Annotated in this window: 21 protein-coding genes, 1 tRNA gene and 2 rRNA genes; 14 read left to right on the forward strand and 10 right to left on the reverse strand. The window is 54.3% G+C overall.

Annotated features, from left to right (window positions below):
• Positions 1-43 precede the first annotated feature (43 nt).
• From yhdP to csrD, 7 genes are all read right to left on the reverse strand, one after another.
• The gene (yhdP, locus tag AC0T7J_RS21900; protein WP_473797009.1) at positions 44-3874 is read right to left on the reverse strand and encodes an AsmA2 domain-containing protein YhdP; all 3831 of its coding nucleotides are present in this window, start codon (positions 3872-3874) and stop codon (positions 44-46) included.
• Between the two features lie 148 nt (positions 3875-4022).
• On the reverse strand, positions 4023-5492 hold the full coding sequence (gene rng, locus AC0T7J_RS21905; protein WP_473797012.1) for a ribonuclease G: 1470 nt from the start codon (positions 5490-5492) through the stop codon (positions 4023-4025).
• Entirely contained in the window at positions 5482-6075 is a 594-nt protein-coding gene (locus AC0T7J_RS21910; protein ID WP_473797015.1) for a Maf family protein, read from the reverse strand. Before AC0T7J_RS21910 ends, rng begins: the two co-directional genes overlap by 11 nt.
• Positions 6076-6083: 8 nt before the next feature.
• Positions 6084-6572, reverse strand: coding sequence for a rod shape-determining protein MreD (gene mreD, locus AC0T7J_RS21915; RefSeq protein ID WP_010256045.1), 489 nt, complete (start codon positions 6570-6572; stop codon positions 6084-6086).
• Positions 6569-7591 (reverse strand): rod shape-determining protein MreC, encoded by a 1023-nt coding sequence (gene mreC / locus AC0T7J_RS21920; protein WP_473797018.1) that lies wholly within the window; start codon positions 7589-7591, stop codon positions 6569-6571. Before mreC ends, mreD begins: the two co-directional genes overlap by 4 nt.
• Positions 7592-7739: 148 nt before the next feature.
• A complete protein-coding gene (gene mreB / locus AC0T7J_RS21925; protein ID WP_003855260.1) occupies positions 7740-8783 on the reverse strand; it encodes a rod shape-determining protein MreB in 1044 nt (347 codons plus the stop codon).
• A gap of 310 nt (positions 8784-9093) precedes the next feature.
• Positions 9094-11043 (reverse strand): RNase E specificity factor CsrD, encoded by a 1950-nt coding sequence (gene csrD, locus AC0T7J_RS21930; RefSeq protein WP_473797023.1) that lies wholly within the window; start codon positions 11041-11043, stop codon positions 9094-9096.
• A 285-nt stretch (positions 11044-11328) separates the two neighbouring features.
• On the opposite strand from csrD, the gene msrP reads away from it, so the two are divergent.
• From msrP to AC0T7J_RS22000, 14 genes are all read left to right on the forward strand, one after another.
• Positions 11329-12333, forward strand: a complete 1005-nt coding sequence (msrP, locus tag AC0T7J_RS21935) for a protein-methionine-sulfoxide reductase catalytic subunit MsrP (protein WP_473797026.1) — start codon at positions 11329-11331, stop codon at positions 12331-12333.
• Entirely contained in the window at positions 12334-12939 is a 606-nt protein-coding gene (msrQ, locus tag AC0T7J_RS21940; RefSeq protein ID WP_473797029.1) for a protein-methionine-sulfoxide reductase heme-binding subunit MsrQ, read from the forward strand.
• A 232-nt stretch (positions 12940-13171) separates the two neighbouring features.
• On the forward strand, positions 13172-13624 hold the full coding sequence (gene aroQ, locus AC0T7J_RS21945) for a type II 3-dehydroquinate dehydratase (RefSeq protein ID WP_010256011.1): 453 nt from the start codon (positions 13172-13174) through the stop codon (positions 13622-13624).
• Positions 13625-13649: 25 nt separating this feature from the next.
• Entirely contained in the window at positions 13650-14111 is a 462-nt protein-coding gene (gene accB, locus AC0T7J_RS21950; RefSeq protein ID WP_473797032.1) for an acetyl-CoA carboxylase biotin carboxyl carrier protein, read from the forward strand.
• 11 nt (positions 14112-14122) lie between these two features.
• Positions 14123-15472, forward strand: a complete 1350-nt coding sequence (gene accC, locus AC0T7J_RS21955; protein ID WP_473797035.1) for an acetyl-CoA carboxylase biotin carboxylase subunit — start codon at positions 14123-14125, stop codon at positions 15470-15472.
• A gap of 72 nt (positions 15473-15544) precedes the next feature.
• A complete protein-coding gene (locus AC0T7J_RS21960) occupies positions 15545-15787 on the forward strand; it encodes a YhdT family protein (RefSeq protein ID WP_473797038.1) in 243 nt (80 codons plus the stop codon).
• Entirely contained in the window at positions 15777-17222 is a 1446-nt protein-coding gene (panF, locus tag AC0T7J_RS21965) for a sodium/pantothenate symporter (protein ID WP_473797041.1), read from the forward strand. Before AC0T7J_RS21960 ends, panF begins: the two co-directional genes overlap by 11 nt.
• Positions 17223-17238: 16 nt before the next feature.
• Positions 17239-18120 carry a 50S ribosomal protein L11 methyltransferase gene (prmA, locus tag AC0T7J_RS21970; protein WP_064704068.1) on the forward strand — a complete coding sequence of 294 codons (882 nt, stop codon included), beginning with the start codon at positions 17239-17241 and terminating at the stop codon, positions 18118-18120.
• Between the two features lie 367 nt (positions 18121-18487).
• Positions 18488-19453: a tRNA dihydrouridine synthase DusB gene (gene dusB / locus AC0T7J_RS21975; protein ID WP_008925814.1), complete on the forward strand. Its 966-nt coding sequence runs from the start codon at positions 18488-18490 to the stop codon at positions 19451-19453.
• 23 nt (positions 19454-19476) lie between these two features.
• Positions 19477-19773 (forward strand): DNA-binding transcriptional regulator Fis, encoded by a 297-nt coding sequence (gene fis, locus AC0T7J_RS21980; protein ID WP_003855228.1) that lies wholly within the window; start codon positions 19477-19479, stop codon positions 19771-19773.
• A 543-nt stretch (positions 19774-20316) separates the two neighbouring features.
• A complete protein-coding gene (locus AC0T7J_RS21985; RefSeq protein ID WP_031592705.1) occupies positions 20317-21342 on the forward strand; it encodes an amino acid ABC transporter substrate-binding protein in 1026 nt (341 codons plus the stop codon).
• Between the two features lie 68 nt (positions 21343-21410).
• Complete coding sequence (locus AC0T7J_RS21990) at positions 21411-22589, forward strand: amino acid ABC transporter permease (RefSeq protein ID WP_473797046.1); 1179 nt, start codon at positions 21411-21413, stop codon at positions 22587-22589.
• A 15-nt stretch (positions 22590-22604) separates the two neighbouring features.
• A complete protein-coding gene (locus AC0T7J_RS21995) occupies positions 22605-23705 on the forward strand; it encodes an amino acid ABC transporter permease (protein WP_473797049.1) in 1101 nt (366 codons plus the stop codon).
• Between the two features lie 8 nt (positions 23706-23713).
• Positions 23714-24475: an amino acid ABC transporter ATP-binding protein gene (locus tag AC0T7J_RS22000; RefSeq protein WP_090966293.1), complete on the forward strand. Its 762-nt coding sequence runs from the start codon at positions 23714-23716 to the stop codon at positions 24473-24475.
• Between the two features lie 193 nt (positions 24476-24668).
• Here AC0T7J_RS22000 and rrf (AC0T7J_RS22005) read toward each other — a convergent pair.
• From rrf (AC0T7J_RS22005) to rrf (AC0T7J_RS22015), 3 genes are all read right to left on the reverse strand, one after another.
• Positions 24669-24784 (reverse strand): 5S ribosomal RNA (gene rrf / locus AC0T7J_RS22005).
• Positions 24785-24818: 34 nt separating this feature from the next.
• A tRNA-Thr gene (locus AC0T7J_RS22010) sits at positions 24819-24894 on the reverse strand.
• A 14-nt stretch (positions 24895-24908) separates the two neighbouring features.
• Positions 24909-25024: ribosomal RNA gene (gene rrf, locus AC0T7J_RS22015) — 5S ribosomal RNA — on the reverse strand.
• Positions 25025-25033: the final 9 nt, after the last annotated feature.

Here is a 25033-nt window from a genome sequence, read left to right on the forward strand (position 1 = left end):
TCAGATAATCATAGCCTGCGGTAATTCCGGTACGGCGTCAAATTCACTTGTTGTCAGTTTCACGCGGTTTACGCAGCACTTCATTGATTTCCGGTTTATCCAGCGGGCCACTGATGTGATAACGCAGCAGCGATATCCTGTTCCACAACGGCGCCAGAACTTTACTGGCGGCAAACACCGCCGCGCCAATTACCGGATTGATGGCAAACGCTGTCGCCACACCAACCGAGGCGGATATTTCCGGCGCAACCACCGCTTCCATATCGATCTGACGCTTCACCAGGTCGAGATTACCCTGCATCGCGATGTCCGCTTCCAGGCCATCCACCAGCAAATTATCGGTGCGCATCATGCCGTTTTCGATCCAGGCCGTGCCGTTAATCGAGTCGAAGTAGAAAGAATTGGTGAAGGTGTCGCTAAAGTCGAAGCGCAGTTTGCGCAGTAGCGCATCAAAGCTCACCAGCCGCAGGATTTTTCCGGCGGCACCGGTATTCACATCGGCGATCTGGCCTTTGCCAAAGTGGGTCTTCAGGGTACCGCTCAGCGTCTCTGCCGAGGGCTGCCAGGGAGCAGAGCGCCAGTGCAGGTCATACGCAATATCAAATGGCGCATCGCGCAGCGGCGTGTTGACGCCAAACCAGTTGGTCGCGTTATTAATATTCGGGCCTTTCAGCGAGCCCTTCAGCGAAGTGCGCTGGTCGTCCGGGCGGTTAACCCATTCCCCGTTGATTTTCAGCTGTGAACTGCCAGTATCCACTTTTCCGTTAGTAAGCGCTAACGTATCTCCGCGGGGTTGCAGCATCGCGGAGACCTGACCATATTTCTGACCCAGTACCCAGCACTCTTTACAGCGCAACTGTAAAGCGGGCCACTGGCTGAAATTAATGGTCGTGGCTTTTTGAGGTGGCGCTTTGCCGCCTTTGCCTTCACCGTTATCCCACTGCGGGTTGTAGTAAAGGTAATCCAGGTTCACCTGCCACGGTGCTTTCGGTGCCATTGCCAGCGCACCACGCAGCTCTTTAGCCCTGACGCCGACCTGGCCCTTGCCGCCTGCACTCTGAGCCAGTGTCGCTTCAACCTCATGCCATTGCTGCCCGGCCAGGGTGACCGCCGGGCTGCGAAGCGTGATATTGCCGGGCAGCGTGACGCCACCCGTTTTGAGGCCGCTGCCGCCGCCTGACTCGCTGCCCGCGGATGCTCCCCCTGCGGCCATCATCGCCACCCAGGCCTCGCCATCCAGCGCAGGCAGGTTCAGCACCATGCCGGGATGATCGGGCAGAGCAGGTGTTTTCTGCGCATCATTCAGCCAGATGCCACGATCGACGCGCAGCGTCGGCTCCAGCAACCAGCGGCTGTTAAAGCGATGGTTTGCATCAACGCTGCCACTGAGATCGAAATGGTGCAGGTCGCCACTGGCCTTGATTGCAACAGGCATCGCCTCACCAGCTTTTTTATCGAGCGGTGCAGGTAAGTGACTACTTACTTCTTTTGCATTACCGTTCAGCGTTACGTCATAACGCGCGCCGCCATGATGGGGCAGCGTAATATTGACGTCGCCCTGCCACGGCAGATTTCCGCCCAACTGCTTGCTGACGGCTGCAGGAAGCTGGCTGATTTTAGCAGGCTGCCAGTCGCCCTGAAGTTTGACGTTCACGCCAAAATCGTCCGGATTCTCTTTGGTGCTGAAACGCACGCCCATCGGCTGACCAAACCAGTTCGCACGCAGATCCTCACTGGCCAGATTTCCATTGTCGTAACGGAAGCGCCCTGAGAGATTGTTAATGGTGGTTTTTAACGGTTTGATAAACAGCGAATTATTGTTCAGGTCCACATTGCCACGGGCGTGAACCTGCTCACCATCCAGCGGGATATCCAGATTCAGGTGGCCGCCGACGCGGCCTTTGATTTCCAGCTGCTCCAGCGCGGCACCCAGTGAAGGTTTCAGCGGAGTCTGCCCGAAATAGTCCGCGATCTGCTGGCCTTCACCACTGATATCACCATCAATGATCAATTTCTCTTTGAGATAGTCGGGGATCACCGCAGTGACGTTACGCGCGTCCACCTCGCCCAGTTTCGCTGCTGGCGCTTTCATCCACAGACCGTCATTCAGGAAGTTAAGGTCGATATCGAGATTGCTCAACGCTGGCCATTTGGGCTGAAACGCATAGGTTGCCTGGCGAAGCGGTACCCAGACCTGGAACATGCCATCATTATGCTTGAACGGGAACAGCGCCGGATTACCGGCAAACAGCAGTGTGGCGTTGTCCACCTTGCCCCCCTTCACTGCCCCACTCAGATAGTGCGTCAGGCTGTTACCCATCAGCGGCACCGGGAAGTAGCGCCAGGCATCGCCCGCATCGGTAAGCCGGATACCGGCCAGAATATCCAGACGAGGCTCACCGCCGCTATTCTGCTGGTAACTAAAGTCGCCGCGCGCCCAGAGCGAGCGAGCCTGCAGATCAAGATTCTCACCCGCCAGCGTGAGGCCATGATCATCATTCAGCCAGCGCAGCGCACCGGTCACCCGCTTAATCTCTAACGGTGCCTGGAACATGTCGCCGTAGGGAACGGTCGCCGCCCCCATATTTACACTGACCTGACCATTGCTCAGGCTGCCGCGCGCTTCCCCGCTTAAATGGCTGATGCCCGGCAGCAGTTTCCAGTGCTGCCAGCTGAAATCACGCCACTTCACCTGTACGCGGGTTTTTTCAGGCTGCTGTAACGGAATATCCAGCGCCAGGCCATCGATGGTGCCCTGTGGCTGCAGCGTCTGCCAGTTTTCAAACAGCGCCGGAGAGAGCGGCGCAAACAGCGGTATAATTGGCGCAATATGACTCAGTACCAGTTGTGTAGCGCGAACCCGCACTTCCGGCTGACCATCCGGTCCCAGCATCTGCTTGTCTTCAGGACGCCATAAAAGAGAGAAGTGGCCTGCGGGCCAGGCGTGGCCGTCGGTGCTGAGCCGGGTTTGTGGCACATTGACCACCCAGCCATTCTGGAAACGTGAGAGGTGCGCAGTCAGCCCATCGACTTCAATGCGGTGTCGTCCGGTCTCGCCCTGCCAGCTGGCTCCGCCCTTGCGCAGCAGCAGATCGCCGGCGTAGATGTCGCCATCGCGCAGGTTAACCCAGGCCGCCAGGCTAAATCGGGCGCTGTCCAGCCGGGTATTGTCGCGCACCCAGCGGCCCAGCCACGGACGCATGTCCACATCGTCGGCCTGCATCCAGATACGGCCGTCATTGAGCAGACCGTTGCTGTCGTTGAGATCAAGCCGCACCTGAACCACGCCGTGCTGGCCGGTGAAGCTCGACAGACTGACTTCGCCTTCGGCCCGGTGGCGGTTATCTTCATTAACCCAGGTAAGTCGCGGGATCGCCAGCTCAGCATGCTGACCGGAAGGGGTGCGGAAACGGATGGTGCTGTCACGCAGGTCAAAGTGGTCAAATTGCCGCAGGAAGAGTTCGTTGATCTGCGCCGGACGGAAGCTGTTTTTCTCTTTGTCGTTATCCAGCAGCGGACGATTAGTGTCGAGGTGCAACTGCCAGAAGGTCAGATCGCGAAACTGCCAGCGCCAGTGCAGCAGGGACTGCCAGACGTCGAGAGCCAGATTAATGCGTTTGATCGTGAGTTTGCCGTTCTCATGCAGATCGACGTTAAGATCGCGAACCTGCAGAGTGGGGCCAAAATTCTCCCATTTACCCTCTAACTGGCTGGCGTTGACCGGCACACCGCTACGATCAGAGATAAATTGCAGAAGGTTGCTGCGATAGCTGTCGAGATGCGGCATCACCAGACGCAATCCGCTGACCAGCAGCGCGACAATCACGATGATTGCCGCGACCAGCAGTAACAAAATCCTCGGCAACTGCCTCACTCACGCCTCTCCTTGTGTTCCGTAAACGACGGATAGTTGGTTCTCATACCCGACCGTCTCCCGATAAAAGCGTTGAAACGCGCATTTTATCTCAAACAAGGGCGATTTTTCAGCCCGATATCCGAAGAAACCGGTGACCGGGCTGGCGTTACATCATCACCACGTCGAATTGCTCCTGCGTGTAGAGCGCCTCAACATGAACTTTAACCTGCTTGCCGACAAAGATTTCGACTTCAGCCAGTGCATGAGACTCGTCAGTTTTTAACGCCTCACCCACCGTCGGTGAAACATAGACCAGAAAGCGGTCAGAATCATAAGCGTGATGAACCCGGACAATCTCACGCATGATTTCATAGCAAACCGTTTCAACCGTTTTCAGCGTGCCGCGCCCTTTGCAGACCGGGCAGTCCTGGCACAAAACGTGCTCAATGCTTTCGCGGGTACGCTTACGCGTCATCTCCACCAGACCCAGCGCCGAGAAACCATTAATACCGGTTTTAACCCGATCTTTACTGAGCGCGCTTTCCAGGGAATGCAGTACCCGGCGGCGATGGTCTTCGTTGCTCATATCGATGAAGTCGATAATGATGATGCCACCAAGATTACGCAGTCGCAGCTGACGCGCGATCGCCTGAGTGGCTTCAACATTGGTATTAAAGATCGTCTCATCCAGGTTGCGGTGGCCAACAAACGCACCCGTATTGATATCAATGGTGGTCATCGCTTCGGTCTGATCGATGATCAGATATCCGCCTGACTTTAGTTCAACTTTTCGATCCAGCGAGCGCTGAATCTCATTTTCGACGTCAAACAGGTCGAAAATAGGCTGTTTACCGCTGTAGAGCTCCAGCTTACCGGCCATTTCCGGGATATATTCACCGGTAAATTCCATCAGCATGTCGCAGGTCAGGCGAGAGTCGACCCGGATGCGATCCAGGGCTGCGCCCGCAAAATCACGCAGAATACGCTGGGCCAGAGCCAGCTCACCATAGAGCAGGCAGCGGGTCTGATTGCGCTTTTTACGCTCGCTGACTTTGGTCCAGAGTCGTTTGAGAAAAGCCGCGTCCTGCGCCAGTTCTTCTTCCCCGATGCCTTCTGCGGCGGTACGGATAATAAAACCGCCCAGATCGTCGCAGTAGTCAGCCACGACCGCTTTAAGCCGATCGCGCTCTTTCTCACTCTCAATGCGCTGAGAGACACCCACATGCGATGCGCCTGGCATAAAGACCAGGTAACGCGAAGGCAGAGTGATGTCTGTGGTCAGCCGGGCACCTTTGGTGCCCAGCGGATCTTTGACGACCTGAACTACCAGATCCTGTCCCTGGCGCACCAGCTCGGCGATATCCCGTACGATAAAGTTTTTCTTTTCGTCGCCTGCCACACATTCCGTATGCGGCATGATGTCCGAGGCGTGCAGAAAGGCTGCTTTTTCCAGCCCGATATCAACAAAGGCGGCCTGCATGCCGGGCAATACACGGCTTACACGTCCCTTATAAATATTGCCAACGATGCCGCGGCGCGCTTCACGCTCAATGTGAATTTCCTGCAGTATGCCGCCGTCAATATAGGCAACACGTGTTTCAGAAGGCGTGACATTTACCAGTAATTCAGCCGTCATGTTGACCCCTTACGGCACGCAGTGACTCGAAATGGCTGATCAACTCCCCTGTCTCAACCAAGGGTAATCCGACCACTGCATGGTAGCTTCCATTAATTTTGCGGACAAAGTTTCCTCCCCTGCCCTGAATACCGTATGCACCCGCTTTATCCATTGGCTCGCCGGTCGCGATATAGTCGTCGATGTCGATCGCGGTTAAGGTGCGGAATGTCACATCAGTGGTCACGACGCAATCCAGCGCCTGCTGGCTGTCGGCCAGCGCTACCGCCGTCATCACCTGATGCGTATGACCAGAGAGTTTATGCAGCATCGCGCGCGCATCGGCGGCATCGCGCGGCTTTTCCAGCACTTCGCCATTCAGCACCACTATCGTATCCGCGCCCAGCACCGGCAGATCCTGCGCGGCCAGTTTTACGCCCGCCTGCGCTTTATCATTGGCCAGACGGCGGACATAGATCTCTGCCGCTTCGTTCGGCTGACGCTGCTCTTCAACGTCAGTCACGATGCGCTCGAATGTCAGCCCAAGTTGAGTTAACAGCTCACGACGACGCGGTGAACCGGAAGCAAGATAGAGGGTTACCATAAATTTCCTTATTGAACAGCGAACTGACGACGAATTTTTCTCATTAATAAGAATAGCCAGGGCCAGAGAATACCGTCGACGACACTGCTCCAGAAAATTTCAGGTCGGAATGAAACGTTGATTACCAGGAATTCAGCCCAGAAGACAATCACATCCATCGCCAGCGACAGCACCATAACCATTAACGCTTGCTGCCACAACGCTAAGTTGCGGAATAACTGGAACTTAAAAGCAATCAGGTAGGCGATGATACTGAGCGCCAGCGCCCGTACGCCGAGCGTGGAGCCCGCAATCAGATCCATGATGGCACCCAGCACAAATCCGCTGCCGACATTGACCCGATGTGGCAGTGCGAGCACCCAATAGATGAGAATCAACAGCAGCCAGGAGGGCCGGAACATATAAATTTCATCCGGCCACGGCATGATCTGCAGGACAAGCGCAACCAGGAAGGAGAGCCAGATGACCCAACGTCCCTGGCTGCGATATCGACTCAAGGCTGCCCCCCGCGTGAACGCGAGGAGTTGCTTTGTCCACTGCTACTGCTGGTTGACGGTGCTGGCGGTCCCATTTGTACGGCAGGCGCAGGCGGCCCCATTTCACCGGCAGGCGGTAAGACCTGCGGCATCATCTGCATCAGACGTTCGTTCGCAACGCGATGAACTTCATCCTGCGGCAGCGGCATATCACCATTGCGATCGGCACCCCACAGTAGCAGCAGGTAACGCAGGCGCTGCAGACCCGCTGTCGGATGCGCCTGAATCACCGTATAGGCGCGCTGGGTATCCACTTTTACCGAGGAAACCACACCTACCGGATAGCCTTCAGGGAATCGGCCACCAATACCTGAAGTCACCAGCACATCACCGACGCGAATATCCGTATTACCCGGCAGATGCTCAAGCTGGAGATCTTCAGTACAGCCGTTACCTGCGGCAATCACACGAATGTCATTACGCAGCACCTGAATTGGCAGGGCATGTGACGCATCACAGATCAGCAGAACACGGCTGGTGAGTTGTCCGACAGCGATAACCTGACCGACTACCCCTTTATCACTAATGACTGGCTGGCCTTCATAGACACCGTTAACGCTGCCTTTATCGATTACCACCTGGTCGGTGTAAGGATCGGTGCCGGTGGAGATGACCTGTGTCACCATTTTTTGCTCATCCTGACGCAGTGGTGAACCCAGCAGTTCACGCAGGCGTGCGTTTTCCTGCTTATATTGCCCCAGCATTAGCAGGTTACTGTTTTTCAGGAAGAGCTCACGACGTAACGCTTTGTTTTCCTGCTCCAGTTGCTGACGCGACGCCAGCGACTCTGACACACCATCCAGCAGCTGGCGTGGCCCATTGGCCAGGAAGTAAAACGGACTGACCGACGTATCCAGATAGTTGCGTATTTGGGTGAACGAACCCACACGACTGTCGGCAATGATAATGGCAATCGCCACGATAACCGCCAGGAAAAGACGCAACTGCAGGGAAGGTCCCCTGCTAAAAATCGGCTTCATATAATCTGCGTGATCCTCGACAACAGGTAAGGAAGCCACGGCAAAACACCGCGCTTCCCTGGGCTGAACGCACTGCACCGGCAAAGATTGCGCCGGTTCACATGCCACTCCCTCGCATGATCATTGCGTTCTCAGCCGGTTGAGGCAATTATTCTTCGCTGAACAAATCGCCGCCATGCATGTCGATCATTTCCAGTGCTTTGCCGCCACCGCGAGCCACACAGGTCAGTGGATCCTCAGCAACTACAACCGGAATGCCCGTCTCTTCCATCAGCAGACGATCCAGGTTGCGCAGTAACGCACCACCACCGGTCAGCACCATGCCGCGCTCCGAGATATCTGAAGCCAGCTCAGGCGGACACTGCTCAAGGGCAACCATCACCGCGCTAACGATGCCGGTTAAGGGCTCCTGCAGCGCTTCCAGAATTTCATTAGAGTTCAGTGTAAAGCCGCGCGGCACACCTTCTGCCAGGTTACGACCACGCACTTCGATCTCACGGACCTCATCACCCGGATAAGCGGAACCGATCTCATGCTTAATACGTTCTGCGGTCGCTTCGCCGATCAGTGAACCGTAGTTACGACGCACATAATTAATAATAGCTTCATCGAAACGATCGCCCCCAATACGCACTGACGAGGAGTACACCACACCGTTCAGTGAGATCACCGCCACTTCTGTGGTACCGCCACCAATATCCACGACCATTGAGCCGGTCGCTTCCGACACGGGCAGACCCGCACCAATTGCTGCAGCCATCGGCTCTTCAATCAGAAAGACTTCACGCGCGCCTGCGCCCTGAGCGGATTCACGAATCGCACGACGTTCAACCTGCGTTGCCCCGACGGGTACGCAGACCAGCACACGCGGGCTGGGACGCATAAAACTGTTGCTGTGAACCTGCTTGATGAAGTGTTGCAGCATCTTTTCGGTCACGAAGAAGTCAGCGATAACGCCATCTTTCATTGGGCGAATTGCTGCGATATTGCCTGGCGTACGGCCAAGCATCTGTTTGGCGTCATGGCCCACGGCCGCGACACTTTTCGGTGAACCAGCACGATCCTGTCGAATAGCGACCACGGAAGGCTCGTTCAGCACGATGCCCTGTCCTTTCACGTAAATCAGGGTATTCGCAGTACCCAGGTCAATGGACAAGTCGTTGGAAAACATGCCACGAAATTTTTTAAACATACTAAGGGATAATCCTGCAAGCTGGGGGCGGAAAATAAAATCCGCTTACTTTAACAACCACACGAAGCCGCCACAAGGCGCAAAAACGTTCTGCTCCGGTGAAAAAAGAGGCCTGATTGCGTTTAAGTCATCTGAACCGACGATCCGGAGCAGTTGAATGGCGACCAGACGCCATCAGCACTGCATTCCGCACGATTCTCCCTCTCAATGCCCGACATAAAATCTAACATTTCCGACAGGAAGGTTATGGGTTCAGATGCGACCTGACATTAAAAAAATCGCAAATCGCCCTCAACACGACGGCAATGGGTTAAATACGGTAACGTTGTGAATACTTCTTCACGTTACTGTTAACAGGAAGCGAAGGGGCAAAAAAGTCACCTTGCCCACCCGCTACCCCAAGCGCCACTAATGTCTGCCACTCCGCTTTAGTGCGGACACCGGTAGCAAACACCTGAATGTTCGTGCACTTACAGACTTCCAGCAGACTCTGTACGAACAGCTGGTTTTCGGTCCGCCGTTCAATGTTGCGCACCAGTCCGGCATCAAGCTTGATCAGTTCCAGCGGCAGCTGTCGTATGTAAGCGCTGCTGACCACGGTCAGACCCGCCTGATTCACCGCAACCCGACAGCCAAAAGCCTTAAGTGCGCGGAAAACTGGCGTTAAACGGTTGATGTGTTGACAAACATCTGCCTCGGCAAGTTCAAATAAAAATCGTTTTCTTTGTGCTTTTGGGCACTGCAGCAACATGTTCTGCAACCAGAGGACAAAAGAACGTTGCAGAAGTGAGGTAATCGTCACCGGGATTACCAGCGTCTCTTCCGGCCAGAGTTCAGAAAGTGCTGCAATGCGGGTCATCAGTTGGCGATCCCAGGCATCAGCCATGCCGAGCTGTTGCACCAGTGGCATATATTCTGCGGCCAGCACCTCTTTATCGCCGTCGAAGATACGAGTCAGCATTACCCGATGCTGTACCTTACCCTCAATATTGACGGTGGGTTTATGGTATAGCCGCGGACCACCACGGCTAAGCGTGTTTTCCAGCAGGGTTCGCCAGCGCACACTGCCCCGCCCGGCGTCCTGCGGATTTCCGGCACCATTGGTCCAGTTATTGCCGCCCAGCAGTGCCGCACGTCGGGTGGCCATTTCGGCATTTTCCATTACCTGCGGCACGGTCTGTCCGCTGTGCCAGGCGCTGATACCGATGTGGATGAGATCATCACGATTCACCATGCGCATCGGCGGCAGAGAATCGACGGCATTAATCAGCTGATCGGCAATACTGTTTGCCTCTTTGAGGCTGCGATGCGGCAGTAGCACGGCAAAATCACTGCGAAAATAGCGTGCCAGCAGGGCGCTGGGGTAGCGCAGCACAAAGGTGGAGAGCATGTTGACGAAATTAAAGAGATACTCCTCAACCAGCCCCGGCTCCAGCGAATCCTTCAGCGTGTCCAGATCGGGCAGGCGCACCATCATCACCACACCATGGGTACCGACAGCTTCCTGATCCTCCAGCAGGGTGGCGAGCTGGTTATCAAAGAACAGCCGGTTATTGAGGCCGGTGCGGCCATCCTGCGCAGCAAAGGTGCGGATCAGCGTGTCGATACGCAGACGCTGCTCACCCGCTTCCTGCAGATCCGCCAGCAACACATCCAGTGCGCGGCTCGCCCTGGGTGGCCACTCATCCACCCCCCGTTTCGGCATTACGCCGCGCTCCCCGCTGATAATCGCCTCGGCCCGCACTTCAAGATGCTCCATGCCACGCCACTGACGACTGAGCCAGCGATGCATCAGTAGCAGCACCAGACTCATCACCAGCATAACGGTAAACAGGATGCCCAGCGTGTAGGTGCCGGTGATGGAACGTAGCCAGGTTTTGGCAGGATCAAGTGTGATGACCCGCAGCTGCAAGCCGGTCTGATGCATCAACGGCACATCGACCTGAAGAAAACGATTTGGCTCGTCTTCAAGCATCTGGTTTTCGTGTCGGGAGAGGGTAAGAAAAGTTTGTTTGCCATTGTGAAGGGAAATCTGCTCGGCATTCATTATCGGCATCATACGCGTGAGCCAGTCTTGCAACTCTGCTGGCGTCTGGGTGAACATCGCCTGATCCACTTCGGTCGCCAGTATCTGCGCCCGATGTTCAACCCGCTGATGACTGAACCAGAAAACACTGAATGCACAGCCTGCCAGCATCAACGACATTGCCAGCAGGCTTAAAAAGGTAATAAACGCAGATAATTTTGTGGTTAATCGCATCCCTGTGCCTGTATTACTGCGGTGATAACCGAATCACCCAACCTTGTACCGTCAGCCTGACGAAAACGCGAGCAAAATAGCATAATTTGCCGTTGCCGACATCGCCGGGACGTCTGAAGCCGAAGTATATCGTCGGGATATCATCGCTGACGTTGATCCTGGCACTTTTCAGTGCATTCTCATCGTACCGGCCAGCCAGGAAATTTCACATTTTCACGGCGAAACTGGCTGATATCAGTAATAGTCATCATGCTGGTTAATGACATCCTGTCTGGAGAAGGCAACATGAAACGCACACCCTGTCTGACCGAAGCCGACGTAACGCCGGAAAGCATTTTTAATATGAAGCGCCGCCAGGTGCTGAAAACGCTGGGACTGAGCGCAGCGGCGATGGGTATGCCGGGCGTGGCGCAAGCCGATATTCTCAGCTGGTTCAAAGGCAACGATCGCCCACCCGCGCCAGCAGGCCGGCCACTGGACTTTACCAAACCCGCGCAGTATCAGGCTGATCTGACCTTAACGCCTGCGGATAAAGTTTCCGGCTATAACAATTTTTATGAGTTCGGGCTGGATAAGGCCGATCCGGCTGCCAATGCCGGTACGCTGAAAACAGAACCCTGGAAACTGACCATTGATGGCGAAGTGGCTAAGCCTGTGACCCTGGATATGGATGACATTTTTAAACGGTTTGCCATGGAGCAGCGAATCTATCGCATGCGCTGCGTAGAAGCCTGGTCGATGGTGGTGCCCTGGATAGGCTTTGAGTTAAATAAGCTTATCTCTCTGGCGGAACCCACCAGCAAAGCGCGTTTTGTCGCCTTCCAGACACTGTACGATCCCGAGCAGATGCCTGGCCAGAAAGATCGCTTTATTGGCGGCGGCCTCAATTATCCCTATGTTGAAGGTTTACGTCTGGATGAAGCGATGCATCCGCTGACGATACTGACGACCGGCGTCTATGGCAAAGCGCTGCCGCCGCAGAATGGCGCGCCGATTCGTCTGACGGTACCGTGGAAATATGGTTTTAAGGGCATTAAGTCGATTGTCAAAATCACGCTGACCGCTACACAGCCACCAACGACCTGGAACCAGATCGCCACAGATGAATATGGTTTTTATGCCAATGTGAATCCGCACGTCAATCATCCACGCTGGTCGCAGGCCACTGAGCGCTTTATCGGCCCTGGCGGCAGTCTGAAGGTCGAACGTCAGCCAACACTGCTGTTTAACGGCTATGCCGAACAGGTTGCGTCGCTCTATCGTGGTCTGGATTTACGGGAGAATTATTAGGTGGTACGCCTGTCGATAAAACAGATCACCTGGCTTAAGGTGATTCTGCATCTTGCGGCTCTGTTGCCACTGGTTTATCTGGTTCTTGCCGCGATGCAGGGTGGCCTGAGTGCGGATCCGGCAAAAGATATTCAGCATTTTACCGGCCGAATGGCGCTGAAACTGCTGCTGGGTACGCTGCTGGTCTCACCGCTGGCACGTTACGGCAGGCAACCGCTGTTAATCCGTACCCGACGCCTGCTTGGCGTCTGGACGTTTGTCTGGGCCTCTCTCCATCTGCTGAGCTATTACCTGCTGGAGCTGGGCGCTGACAATCTGCGTCTGCTGGGCAGCGAACTGATTTCCCGTCCCTATCTGACACTGGGTATTATCAGCTGGCTGATATTACTGGCCCTGACACTGACATCGTTTCAGCGCGCTCAGCGTAAGCTCGGTAAGCGCTGGCAAACCCTGCACAACGCAGTCTATCTTGTCGCGATCCTGGTGCCGATTCACTATATCTGGTCAGTGAAAACCGTGTCACCCCAGCCACTTATCTACGCACTACTCGCTGCGATTCTGTTAGCCTGGCGTTACAAAAAATTTCTCAAATGGTGGCCTCGCTAGCGCTTCACCCGTTGTTTTCCTCTGCTGTTTTCTGATAAAAGATGTGGCCCGCAGGCCACATCCGATCATCTTCGCAGATAAGACCAGTATTTTGCTGCGAAATGACACGAAACGGATATAATGCCCGGCTTTATTGCTCGTCGGGTCTTCTTTTTCATTGTCAAAGGTGACAAATGAAGATTCGCAAGGTATTTTACGCGATGCCTCAATGATTGCGGGAGATGGCAGCACGATGGCGCATAAATTACATATTCTGCTTTTAAACGGACCCAACCTGAACCTGTTGGGAACCCGTGAACCTGAGAAGTATGGTCATACCACGCTGCGTCAGATCGTTGACGATTTGACACGTCAGGCAGACCAGTTGAATGTGGAATTGAGCCACCTGCAAACCAATGCTGAGTTTCAGCTCATTGATCGCATTCATGAGGCCAAAGGCAATGTGGATTACATCATTATTAATCCTGCCGCGTTTACCCATACCAGTGTCGCACTACGTGATGCCCTGCTGGCGGTCGAAATACCGTTTATCGAGGTTCATCTCTCCAACGTGCATGCCCGCGAGCCCTTCCGCCATCACTCCTATCTTTCTGATGTCTCTGCTGGCGTGATCTGTGGGCTTGGCGCTGACGGCTACACATGGGCTTTACAAACGGCAGTAAAACGCCTGTCTCAAACTAATTAATCAAACTGAGTACGGAACCCCACTCATGGATATTCGTAAAATTAAAAAACTGATCGAACTGGTTGAAGAGTCTGGCATTTCTGAGCTGGAAATTTCTGAAGGTGAAGAGTCCGTTCGCATCAGCCGTGCACCTGCAAACGTGGGTTACCCGATGATGCAGCAGGCTTACGCTCCGCCAGTTCAACAGCCTGCTCTGGCAACCGCCGTTGCCCCTGTTGCAGCGATTGCCGAAGCGGCACCGGCTGAAATCAGCGGTCACATCGTGCGTTCACCGATGGTAGGCACCTTCTACCGCACGCCGAGCCCGGATGCGAAAGCCTTTGTGGAAGTCGGTCAGAAAGTGAATGCCGGCGATACCTTGTGCATCGTCGAAGCCATGAAAATGATGAACCAGATCGAAGCTGACAAATCAGGCGTGGTGAAAGCTATCCTGGTTGAAAGCGGTCAGCCGGTCGAATTTGACGAGCCACTGGTTATCATCGAGTAACGGGGCAGATCATGCTGGATAAAATTGTTATTGCTAACCGTGGCGAGATCGCACTGCGCATTCTGCGTGCCTGTAAAGAACTGGGCATCAAAACTGTTGCGGTACACTCAAGCGCGGATCGTGACCTGAAGCACGTGCTGCTGGCAGACGAAACCGTCTGCATCGGCCCGGCGCAGTCAGTTAAAAGTTACCTCAACATCCCGGCGCTGATCTCTGCTGCAGAGATCACCGGCGCGGTGGCGATTCACCCAGGCTACGGCTTCCTCTCTGAGAATGCCGATTTTGCCGAGCAGGTTGAGCGCTCCGGCTTTATCTTTATCGGCCCGAAAGCAGACACCATTCGCCTGATGGGTGATAAAGTCTCTGCGATCAATGCGATGAAGAAAGCAGGCGTCCCAACCGTACCGGGCTCTGACGGTTCGCTGACCGATGATATGGAAAAAAACCGTGCCTTTGCGAAGCGCATCGGTTATCCGGTCATCATCAAAGCCTCTGGCGGCGGCGGCGGTCGTGGTATGCGCGTCGTGCGCAGCGACAAAGATCTGGAACAATCCATCAACATGACGAAAGCGGAAGCCAAAGCGGCTTTCAGCAACGACATGGTTTACATGGAGAAGTATCTGGAGAATCCGCGTCACATCGAAATTCAGGTCCTGGCTGACGGCCAGGGCAACGCGATCTATCTGGGCGAACGTGACTGCTCCATGCAGCGTCGTCACCAGAAAGTGGTCGAAGAAGCCCCAGGTCCAGGTATTACGGAAGAACAGCGTCGCTTTATCGGCAATCGCTGTGCTAAAGCCTGTATTGAGATTGGCTATCGCGGTGCTGGTACCTTTGAGTTCCTGTATGAAAACGGTGAGTTCTACTTCATTGAGATGAACACCCGTATTCAGGTGGAACATCCGGTGACCGAGATGATCACCGGTGTGGATCTGATCAAAGAGCAGCTGCGCATCGCTGCCGGTCAGCCACTGTCGATCAAACAGGACGAAGTGGTGATTCGCGGGCATGCGGTCGAGTGCCGTATTAACGCTGAAGATCCGGTTACCTTCCTGCCAAGCCCGGGTAAAATCACCCGCTTCCACGCGCCAGGCGGTTTTGGCGTGCGCTGGGAGTCGCATATCTACTCAGGCTACACCGTACCGCCGTATTACGACTCCATGATCGGTAAGCTGATCACCTATGGCGAAACGCGCGACGTGGCTATTGCCCGCATGAAGAATGCGCTGGCGGAACTGATCATCGACGGTATCAAAACCAACGTTGAACTGCAGATGAAAATCATGTCCGACGAAAACTTCCAGCACGGTGGAACCAATATCCACTATCTGGAGAAAAAACTCGGCTTGCACGAGAAGTAAACGCAACGCTGAGTCAGTCAGAGGCCGGTTAATCCGGCCTTTTTCTTTTGCCGCTGGCGTTAAGGTTGAATCATGGATGCTCGTTTTAAACAGGCACATAAAGAGGCGCGCTGGTCGCTCTATCTCACCCTGCTCTGGCTTGCTGCCTGGGGGCTTTCAGCCTGGCTGGGCGGACGTGAAATTGGTATGACCGGTCTGCCGCGCTGGTTCGAACTCTCCTGCCTGTTTGCTCCCCTGTTGTTCATATTCCTGTGCTGGATGATGGTGCGGGTCATTTTCCGCGACATGCCGCTGGAGGATAAAAATGAACAGTGAAATTGTTCTGCCGTTACTGATTTATCTGGTGCTGGTTGCTGCGCTGTCAGTCTTTGCCGTCCGTAAAAGGCGTGAAGGCAGCTTCCTCACTGAATATTTTCTTGGCAGCCGCTCCATGGGTGGATTTGTGCTGGCGATGACGCTCACCACCACCTATATCAGCGCCAGCTCGTTTATTGGTGGCCCCGGTGCCGCTTACAAATATGGGCTGGGATGGGTATTGCTGGCGATGGTGCAGGTGCCTGCCGTCTGGCTGTCGCTGGGTGTGCTGGGAAAAAAGTTTGCCATTCTGGCACGTAAATATAATGCGGTGACGCTGAATGACATGCTCTACGCCCGCTATCAGAGCCCGCTGCTGATCTGGCTGGCGAGTCTGAGTCTGCTGGTTGCCTTTATCGGTGCCATGACGGTGCAGTTTATTGGCGGTGCGCGGCTGCTCGAAACCGCCGCAGGCATTCCGTATGATACCGGTCTGCTGATTTTTGGCGGCACTATTGCGCTCTACACCGCTTTCGGCGGATTCCGTGCCAGCGTACTCAATGACGCCATGCAGGGCGTCGTGATGCTGATTGGCACCTTTCTGCTGCTGTTCGCGGTGATTCATCAGGCTGGCGGCCTGAGCACGGCCGTCCAGAAACTGCATGACATCGATCCTGCTTTACTGTCGCCGCAGGGGCCGGGTGAGATTATAACGCCGACGTTCCTCAGCTCGTTTGTCGTGCTGGTCTGCTTTGGGGTGATTGGCTTGCCGCATACTGCGGTGCGGTGCATCTCTTATAAAGACAGTAAGGCAGTCCATCGGGCCATTATTCTGGGCACTATTGTGGTGGCGATTCTGATGCTGGGAATGCATCTGGCCGGTGCGCTGGGCCGGGCGGTTCTGCCGAATCTGACCGTGCCGGATAGTGTTATCCCTACACTAATGATCACCGTGCTGCCGCCGTTAGCCGCCGGACTGTTTCTGGCAGCACCTATGGCCGCCATTATGTCGACCATTAATGCCCAGCTGTTACAGGCTTCGGCCACGCTGATCAAAGATCTCTATCTGCGCGTCGCGCCACAGCAACTGGAAAATGAGACGCGGCTGCGACGGTTATCTGGCACCATTACGTTCGCACTGGGTATCCTGCTGCTGATTGCGGCCTGGAACCCACCCGATATGATTATCTGGCTTAACCTGCTGGCCTTTGGCGGCCTTGAGGCGGTTTTCCTCTGGCCACTGGTACTGGGCCTCTACTGGGAACGCGCTAATGCCGCGGGCGCCATCACCGGCATGGTGGTGGGTGGAGGCTGCTACGCTTTTCTGGCGAGCCTGAACCTGCAGATTCTGGGTTTTCATCCTATTGTGCCCTCACTGCTTTTGAGCCTGCTGGCATTTTTAGTGGGCAACCTGTTTGGACGCGCGCCGCAAACGGTCGACGCGCCGCAACATTGACGGAAAGAGAGACGTTATGCCGTGGATTCAAATCAAAATTAACAGCTCAGGTGAACACGCGGAAACGCTGAGCGATGCGCTGATGGACATCGGTGCGGTTTCAGTGACCTTTCAGGATACCAACGACACGCCGGTGTATGAGCCGCTGCCAGGTGAAACGCGCCTGTGGGGCGATACCGATGTTATCGGCCTGTTCGATGCAGAAACTGATATGGCCGCGATTACCGCCGAACTGGCGCAGCATCCGTTGCTGGGCGCCGGTTTTCGTCACCGGATCGAGCAGATCGAAGATAAAGACTGGGAGCGCGAATGGATGGAAAACTTCCATCCGATGCGCTTCGGTGAGCGGCTCTGGATCTGTCCGAGCTGGCGTGATGTGCCGGATCCCGATGCCGTCAACGTGATGCTCGATCCCGGCCTGGCATTTGGGACCGGCACGCATCCGACCACCTCACTCTGCCTTACCTGGCTTGATGGGCTGGATCTGGTGGGCAAAACGGTGATCGATTTCGGCTGTGGCTCGGGGATCCTGGCGATCGCCGCACTGAAGCTGGGCGCGGCTCAGGCGATCGGGATTGATATTGATCCGCAGGCTATTCAGGCCAGCCGGGATAATGCTGAACGCAACGGCGTCTCCGATCGCCTGTCGCTCTACCTGCCCCACCAGCAACCGGACAATCTGCAGGCTGATGTAGTGGTGGCCAATATCCTGGCTGGCCCGCTACGTGAACTGGCACCGCTGATCAGCGTACTGCCGAAGTCTGGCGGTCATCTGGGCCTCTCGGGCGTGTTAGAGAGCCAGGCAGAGAGCGTCTGCGAAGCGTATGTCAGCGAGTTCACGCTCGATCCGGTCGCAGTTAAAGAGGAGTGGTGCCGGATTACCGGGATTAAATCCTGAATTTAGCGCCGGTCTGACCCTTCTGATATCGCTCTGCCCGACACAACGTGCCTTAACGGAATATTCAGCCAGCCCGTAGCGTAAGCTGCGGGCTTTCACGTTTTGAAATGGATGCTTGTATCGTTAATCACGGCATGTGACGTTTTTTATCTGGCGAATTGGCGTACTTTTCTGGAAAAACTTTTGTTCACAATTTCAGCATAAATTATTAACCTATTGATATTTAAGAATAATAATAAAGACCCCTAAGCACTGCCCGGATTTCATTGATCTTTCTTGCTGATTGTTCAAAGTTTGGCCTTTCATCTTCCTGCAAAAATGCGTAATATACGCCGCCTTGCAGACACAGTATGGCCATTCTGACTTCATGCGTATTGGAAACCTCCAGCTGAGAAATCGACTGATTGCAGCACCGATGGCCGGTATTACCGACAGGCCGTTCAGGGCGCTGTGTCACGAAATGGGTGCAGGCATGGCAGTTTCTGAGATGTTGTCTTCTAACCCGGAAGTCTGGGCAAGCGACAAATCTCGATTACGTATGGTTCACAGCGATGAGCCAGGCATTCGCGCCGTGCAAATTGCCGGTTGCGATCCCAGTGAAATGGCGCAAGCTGCACGCATTAATGTTGAGGCTGGTGCACAGGTTATCGACATTAATATGGGATGCCCTGCCAAGAAGGTGAACCGCAAAATGGCGGGTTCAGCCTTGCTGCAATACCCCACCGTGGTGGAGTCTATTCTCTCCGCAGTGGTTAATGCAGTGAATGTGCCGGTTACGCTGAAAATTCGTACTGGCTGGGATCCTGAAAACAGGAACTGTGTCGCGATTGCCCAATTGGCTGAACGCTGCGGTATACAGGCTCTGACGATACATGGCCGCACTCGTGCCTGCCTGTTCAACGGAGAAGCTGAATATGACAGCATTCGGACAGTTAAGCAGAGTGTCTCCATTCCGATTATCGCGAATGGAGACATAACTGACCCGCATAAAGCCAGAGCGGTGCTCGACTATACAGGGGCCGATGCTCTGATGATAGGACGTGCCGCTCAGGGAAGACCGTGGATCTTCCGGGAAATCCAGCATTATCTGGACACTGGGGAGTTGCTTGCCCCGCTGCCGATGGCAGAGGTCAAGCGCTTGCTTGTTTCGCATATACGTGAGCTGCACGACTTTTACGGTTCAGGCAAGGGATACCGTATAGCGCGAAAGCACGTCTCCTGGTACCTGCAGGAGCACGCCCCGAATGACCAGTTTCGGCGCACATTCAACGCCATTGAGGATGCCAGCGAACAGCTGGAGGCGTTGGAGGCATACTTCGAAAATCTTGCGTAACGAAATAAAGAGCTGAAAGAACTATGTTCGAACAACGCGTAAATTCTGACGTACTGACCGTTTCTACCGTTAACTCACAGGATCAGGTAACTCAAAAACCTTTGCGTGATTCGGTTAAACAGGCACTGAAGAACTATTTTGCTCAACTGAATGGTCAGGATGTGAGCGACCTGTATGAGCTGGTTTTGGCTGAAGTCGAGCAGCCTCTGTTGGACATGGTGATGCAGTATACCCGTGGCAATCAGACCCGTGCTGCCCTGATGATGGGTATTAACCGCGGTACGCTGCGTAAGAAATTGAAAAAATACGGCATGAACTGATTTTTGGTTCTGTCTGTAAATCACGCCAGCCTTCGGGCTGGCGTTTTTATTTGTGCGTCGACGCACAAAGCCACGGCAATGATAGTGAAACAGTTGTCCCTGATATGGTAACTGTAGTTGCAATTGCTGGCGTGATATTTCACCCTCTCGCTTTCGCCCGCTTTTATTTGACTTAGTACCTGCCTGACTCTCACCTCGCTGCGCATCCCCGCCACCACTGGGTATGTGACTTTCTGCGCATTAAAAAGCAACGCAATTTCTTCATACATTTCTGCCTGAGTGAATGCTCACACTGCTCCCACATAGTGAAACTATTTGCACTAAATGTGATCGGGTCGACTCGCATTGCTTCCTTTTGGTGCGCCATATTAGCGGAACTTTCTAAGTGCTTCCGATTATTAACCGTTCTTTCATACGAATTCAGGATCCTGCAAACCTGGCATCAGCTTTGCAGAGTCGTGGATGGCTGACCGCCACAGACAGGAAAAACGCACACTAAAGTGCGCAAACATAACAACATGATCCCGCCACACAGGATGCTTTATGAAAAAGATGATGCTCTCTACGCTGATCGCTGCTGCCTCGCTGGTTGCCATTGCTCAGCAAGCACACGCAGGCACCACACTGGATGCGATAAAGAAAAAAGGTTTTGTTCAATGTGGTATCAGTGACGGCTTGCCGGGCTTCTCCTATGCAGATGCTGGCGGCAAGTTTACCGGTATCGATGTGGATGTGTGTCGTGCGACGGCTGCCGCTGTGTTTGGTGATGCGACCAAAGTGAAATATACCCCGCTGACCGCGAAAGAGCGCTTTACCGCCCTGCAGTCAGGGGAGGTGGATGTGCTTTCACGTAATACCACCTGGACCTCATCGCGCGATGGCGGCATGGGCTTCCTGTTTGCGGGCGTGAACTATTACGACGGTATCGGCTTCCTGACTCACCAGAAAGCCGGTCTGAAAAGCGCGAAAGAGCTGGATGGCGCCACTGTCTGTATCCAGGCGGGAACCGACACCGAGCTGAACGTGGCGGATTTCTTCAAAGCCAACAAAATGCAATATACGCCGGTGACCTTCGACCGCTCTGATGAGTCGGCTAAGGCGCTGGATAGCGGACGCTGCGATACGCTGGCATCTGACCAGTCTCAGCTTTACGCATTACGCATTAAGCTGGGCAAACCAGACGAATTTATTGTCCTGCCCGAAGTGATCTCCAAAGAGCCGCTGGGGCCGTTGGTGCGTCGTGGTGATGATGACTGGTTCACCATCGTGAAGTGGTCGCTCTACGCCATGCTGAATGCGGAGGAGATGGGTATTTCCTCGAAAAACGTTGATCAGATGACGGCTAAGCCGACCACACCAGACATGGCACACTTCCTGGGCGCAGAAGGTGATTTTGGTAAGGATCTGAAGCTGGATAACAAGTGGGCCTACAACATCGTCAAACAGGTGGGTAACTATCAGGAAAGCTTTGACCGTAACGTCGGTAAAGATAGCGCACTGAAGATCGCACGTGGTCAGAATGCGTTGTGGAACCAGGGCGGTATTCAGTACGCACCTCCGGTACGTTAACAGACCTCACTAATCGGGCACCCTATTCTGCGGTGCCCTACCCCAGCTTTCGTTACTGAGGTTTCAACATGTCACAACGCCCAACCGTGAAAAGGGATTTTTCATTTGGTAATCCCACGGTTCGCGCCTGGATTTATCAGCTCATCGCCGTCGTCGCGGTGCTTGGTGTGGTGGGTTATCTGGTGCATAACACCATTATTAACCTTGCCAATCGCGGCATAACATCGGGGTTTGGATTTCTTGAGCGCACTGCCGGTTTCGGCATCGTTCAGCATCTGATTGAGTACACTGAGGGAGATACCTACGCGCGCGTGTTTCTGGTCGGATTAACCAACACGTTGCTGGTTTCTGCACTATGTATTGTTTTCGCTTCGATTCTCGGATTCGCGGTCGGTCTTGCCCGCCTTTCTGACAACTGGCTGCTACGGAAACTCTCGAATATCTATATCGAAACCTTCCGTAATATCCCACCCCTGCTGCAAATCTTCTTCTGGTACTTTGCAGTCTTGCGCAATCTGCCGGGGCCACGTCAGGCGCTGAATGCTTTTGATCTGGCCTATGTCAGTAATCGCGGACTCTACGTTCCGTGGCCGACCTATGCACCAGGCAGCTGGCCGTTTCTTATCGCACTGCTTCTGGCCGCGGCTGTGAGCTATGGTTTGTACCGCTTTAACCGTAAACATCAGCTGAAAACCGGTCAGTTACGTCGGACATGGCCTGCTGCCGTTGCGATGCTGATTCTCTTTCCTTTACTTGCGTACCTGGGGTTTGGCCCAGCCACGCACTGGGATGTGCCGCAACTGCGCGGTTTCAATTTCCGTGGCGGCTCGGTGATGATACCGGAACTGGCAGCACTCACACTGGCACTGTCGATTTATACGTCGTCGTTTATTGCTGAGGTGATCCGCTCCGGGATTCAGTCGGTCCCCTATGGTCAGCATGAAGCGGCGCGGTCGCTTGGACTGCCTAATCCGGTTACGCTGCGCCAGGTGATTATTCCTCAGGCCATGCGCGTCATTATTCCGCCACTGACCAGCCAGTATCTGAACATCGTGAAGAACTCCTCACTCGCCGCCGCTATCGGTTATCCCGATATGGTGTCGCTGTTCGCCGGATCGGTACTGAATCAGACCGGTCAGGCCATCGAGACGATTGCTATCACGATGGGCGTTTACCTGATTATCAGTCTGCTGATATCGCTGCTTATGAACTTCTACAACCGCAAAATTGCGCTGGTTGAGCGTTAAGAGAACGGGATAACTATGTCTGTGACTACGCATGAAACGCCCCCCGTCCCGATGAATCTGGTCAGTCGCACCTGGCTGTGGGCTCGTAAGAACCTGTTTTCCAGCTGGTTTAATACGCTACTGACGCTGTTTTGCATCTGGGTCATCTGGCACGTCATTCCGCCCGCGCTGAACTGGCTGGTCTTTCAGGCAAACTGGATCGGCACCACGCGCGCTGATTGCACCAAAGAAGGTGCCTGTTGGGTCTTTATCCATGCTCGTTTCGGCCAGTTCATGTATGGGCTTTACCCGCATGAGTTGCGCTGGCGTATTAACCTGGCGCTGGTGATCGGCCTGTTGTCGATTGTGCCGATGTTCCTGAGGAGCCTGCCGTATCGTGGACGCTACATTGCTGCCTGGGCTGTCATCTATCCGGTGGTTGTCTGGTTTCTGCTGTATGGCGGCTATCTGGGGCTGGAACGTGTCGAAACGCGTCAGTGGGGCGGATTAACGCTGACGCTGATTATCGCGTCGGTGGGTATTGCCGGTGCGCTGCCGCTGGGTATTTTGCTGGCGCTGGGCCGTCGCTCACGTATGCCGGTCGTTCGCACGCTGTCGATAATCTTTATCGAATTCTGGCGCGGCGTGCCGCTGATTACCGTTCTGTTTATGTCATCCGTGATGCTACCGCTGTTTATGTCTGAAGGCACTAACATCGACAAGCTGGTGCGCGCGCTGGTCGGCGTCATTCTGTTCCAGTCCGCCTATGTGGCAGAGGTAGTTCGCGGTGGCCTGCAGGCACTACCGAAGGGTCAGTATGAAGCAGCCGAATCTCTGGCGCTGGGCTACTGGAAGACGCAGATGCTGGTTATTCTGCCGCAGGCGCTGAAGCTCACGATTCCCGGTCTGGTTAATACCATTATCGCACTGTTTAAAGATACCAGCCTGGTCATCATCATTGGTCTTTTCGATCTGTTCAGTAGCGTTCAGCAGGCAACGGTCGATCCGACCTGGCTGGGCATGTCGACTGAAGGTTATGTCTTTGCAGCACTGGTCTATTGGATTTTCTGTTTTAGCATGTCGCGCTACAGCCAGTATCTGGAAAAGCGCTTTCACACCGGGCGTACATCGCACTGAGGTTTTACATGACTGACTCTATGACACACTCTTCCGACGCGTTGATGATCTCGCTTGAGAACGTGAATAAATGGTACGGGCAGTTCCACGTACTGAAAGACATTAACCTGCAGGTTAAACCCCGTGAACGCATCGTACTGTGCGGACCTTCCGGCTCCGGCAAATCGACGACGATCCGCTGTATCAACCATCTGGAAGAGCATCAGCAAGGCCGCATTGTTGTTGACGGTATCCATCTTAATGATGACGTTCGTAACATTGAGCGCGTGCGCACCGAAGTCGGGATGGTCTTCCAGCACTTCAATCTCTTTCCACACCTGACGGTATTGCAGAACTGCACGCTGGCACCTTCCTGGGTGAGGAAGATTCCAAAGAAGGAAGCGGATGAGCTGGCCATGCACTATCTGGAACGCGTACGTATTGCCGAGCATGCACATAAATTTCCAGGTCAGCTCTCTGGCGGACAGCAGCAACGTGTCGCCATCGCCCGTTCACTCTGTATGAAGCCCAAAATTATGCTGTTTGATGAACCCACGTCAGCGCTTGATCCTGAGATGGTTAAGGAGGTTCTGGATACGATGATTGGTCTGGCTGAGGATGGAATGACCATGCTGTGCGTCACTCATGAGATGGGCTTTGCCCGGACGGTGGCTGATCGGGTGATCTTTATGGATCGGGGAGAGATCGTCGAAGTCGCGCCGCCACAGGAGTTCTTTGCGAATCCAAAATCGGAGCGTACCCGGGCGTTTTTATCGCAGGTTATTCACTGATCAGACGTTCAGTTATCTTACTACCCGGCCTGGTGCCGGGTTTTTTATGGCCTGAACAGCCGCTTTAATACGCTTACTGACCTGTTACTGTTATGGATAAACAGACAGATACGCCGTGCAGAGGGAGTTTTATCGCGGTTTTCCACAACGAAAAAAGCCCTTCGCATACGCAAAGGGCTCTCTCTTATTTGATGCCTGGCAGTTCCCTACTCTCGCATGGGGAGACCCCACACTACCATCGGCGCTACGGCGTTTCACTTCTGAGTTCGGCATGGGGTCAGGTGGGACCACCGCGCTACAGCCGCCAGGCAAATTCTTTTATTTACCGAACTCGTGTCTTAACTGGTGCTGATACCCAGAGTCGAACTGGGGACCTCACCCTTACCAAGGGTGCGCTCTACCAACTGAGCCATATCAGCACACTAAATTTGATGCCTGGCAGTTCCCTACTCTCGCATGGGGAGACCCCACACTACCATCGGCGCTACGGCGTTTCACTTCTGAGTTCGGCATGGGGTCAGGTGGGACCACCGCGCTAAAGCCGCCAGGCAAATTCTT

Source organism: Pantoea sp. E956-1, assembly GCF_982223955.1.